Raw genomic sequence first — 2,495 nt, 5'->3', positions numbered from 1 at the left:
CCCCGATCCACAGATGCTCATAGAGCAGGATCGTCCCGGACAGGCCCATGAGCGCGAGCACGAGGCCGATCAGGCCCCCCGTCCAGCGGTGCAGCGTGTCGAGCAGTTTCATCATTTAGAAGCGGTAATCCCAGCCGAGCGTGAACGTCCGCCCGCGCCCCGCGAAGAAAGCGAGATTGTCGTTCGGCAGCCGCGTGTCGCTCGAATAGTCGATGTAGAATTTGTCGAACAGATTCTGGACCGACAGGCTCAGCCCGCCGAAGCCCGTCTGGTAACGGATGCTCGCGTCGGTGACGTTGTAGCCGCCGAAATTGTTGCGCTGGTCGGGCACGGGCTTGCCGGGATCGGCGTGGAAGCTGCGCGACAGATAGAATTGCGTCTGCACCAGCGCCGACAGTGGCCCCTTGTTATAGCTTGCCGACAGGTTCAGGCGGTCGGGCGAGATGTTGACGCCGTCGAGATCGGTGTCGACGATACCATCGGGTGCGCCGCGCGACGCGTCGCTGTCAAACTTGCCCTTGATATGGGCATAGCCGGCGTTGAGCTTGAGCCCGTCGATCGGCAATTTGACACCGAGATTGAATTCGAAGCCTTGAAGTTCGACGCGCAGACGCTGGACGTCGAAATTGCGGTCGGTGCCCGCGATGAGCAATTGGCCCTTGTCGCTCGACGACCAGAAATAGGCGGCCGACGCATCCAGCGGACCGCGCTTCACTTCAACGCCGATTTCGCGATTGTTCGAAATGATCGGATCGATGCCGATCGAATTCACCGAGAAGCCGGTCTCGCTTACGGCGCGGGTGATGCGCCCGATGTCGGGGACCGTGAAGCCCTCGGCATAGCTCGCATAGGCGCGGATGCCCTCCCACGGCTCGACGATCACGCCGCCGTTGATCAGCACATCGTCGAATTTGGGCTTGGCGCCGGTAACTTCGACGCCGCCATAGCTGGCGAGGCCGCAGGGCGTGACCGGCGCCGCGGGCGGCGTCGTGCAGGCGCGGAAGGTGGTCGACGCGAGGGTGTGATAATCGTCGATCTTGATCGTCACATTTTCCCAGCGCACGCCGCCGGCGAGGCGGACGAGCCCGTCGAACAGCTTCAAATTCGCCTGTCCGAACGGGGCAAGGCTGCGGAAATCGCTCGGCGGCACCCAGACGCGCCCCGTGGCGATCAGTGCCTGTTCGGTCTTGTCGACGAGCGCATCGAAGCCGAGCGTGAGCGTCAGATCCTCGAAACCCGGGACCGCGCGCTCATAGCTCAGCTTGGCGCCGAGCTTGCGCGACCGGTTCTGCGACTGGTCGAACAGCGTGCCGACCGGCGCGAGCGCCGGATCCTGGAAGGTCGCCTGCGTCGCCACCTCGCCGCCGAAGGTGTCGCGACTGCGATTGAAGAAGATCTGGCTGACGAAATTGCCGCCGCCAAGGTCGGTATCGGTCAACGACAGCGCGACGCTTTCGGTGCGGTTCTGCGCCGCCTTGCCCGGAGGCGAGCCGCGCACCGCGCTCGTCGGGGTGCCGAGCGTGCGGTTGCCCGCCAGCGCGATATAATCGCCGTCGCCCTTCAGTTCGAAACGGCTCGCGATCAGATCGAGCCGGGCGGTCGGCGACAGCTCGTAGCCGAGGCGCGCGAAGAGCGAGAGCGCCTTCGAATCCTGCGTCTCGCCCTGCGTCAGGTTGATGCCGATGCGGCGACCCTCGCCGTCGTAGAAAGCGCCGCGCTTTTCCCACGCCGCGCCAAAGGTCGCGTCGAAACGGCCCGCCTTGTACTGGAACAATCCGCCGATCTTGCCGCCGAGCCCGTCCTTGCTGAACCCGTCGTCGGAGGTGCCCTGGAGCAGGACGCGGCCCGAAATGCCCTCTTCCTTCGGCGCGCCGACGGTGACCTGATTGACGATGCCGCCGGTGCCACCGATCCCCTGAAGTGCGTTCGAGCCATAGATCAGCTCGACGCGGTCGACGAAGAAGCCGTCGATCGTAAAGCCGTCGCGGCTGCCGTCGCGCATCGGGGTCGATTGCGGAATGCCGTTGATCGCATAGAGCGGCGAGCGGCCGCGCAGCGTTTCGCCCGCGCCCGAGAGCTTCTGCCGGGTCGGCGAGAAGGAGGGCGTGAGGTTCGAAACAGCGTCGACTACTGATCCGCTGATCGAGACCTGCTGCGCAAGCGTCTCCTGGTCTATGACATCGATCGTCAGCGGCAGCGCATTGGCGGGAAGCGCGGTGCGCGCCGCGGTCACCACGATGGTACCTGCAGTGGCGTCGGCAGCCTCGTCGGTCGTCTCGGCAAATGCCGACTGGCCTGAAAGCGCCACGCAGGCGAGCAAGGACGAACGAAGAGCAACGCGACGCACGATTGGATTCCCCTGTAAGGACGGACCGAAGTCGCCCCTATAAGGAATGCGAATGACTAGCAATAGCGGAGTCGGATAACTCCGCCGTTGCTCAAGGCGCGATGATGTTGCCCGCGCTGGCGGGCTCCGCTGTCCTGCAGGTTTTGTT

At 64.4% G+C, this 2,495-nt stretch carries 1 protein-coding gene and 1 pseudogene; both read right to left on the bottom strand.

The window, feature by feature from the left end; all coding sequences use genetic code 11:
• Window positions 1-112, bottom strand: a pseudogene (locus tag VGD20_RS02875) (PepSY domain-containing protein); the annotation flags it as partial.
• A gap of 3 nt (window positions 113-115) precedes the next feature.
• Entirely contained in the window at window positions 116-2,350 is a 2,235-nt protein-coding gene (locus VGD20_RS02870) for a TonB-dependent receptor (RefSeq protein WP_414714532.1), read from the bottom strand.
• Between the last annotated feature and the right edge of the window lie 145 nt (window positions 2,351-2,495).

This window comes from Sphingopyxis sp., assembly GCF_036402335.1.
Taxonomy (GTDB): domain Bacteria; phylum Pseudomonadota; class Alphaproteobacteria; order Sphingomonadales; family Sphingomonadaceae; genus Sphingopyxis.
Note: the sequence above shows the minus strand (reverse complement) of the source record. Positions and strands in the feature narration are given on the sequence as shown.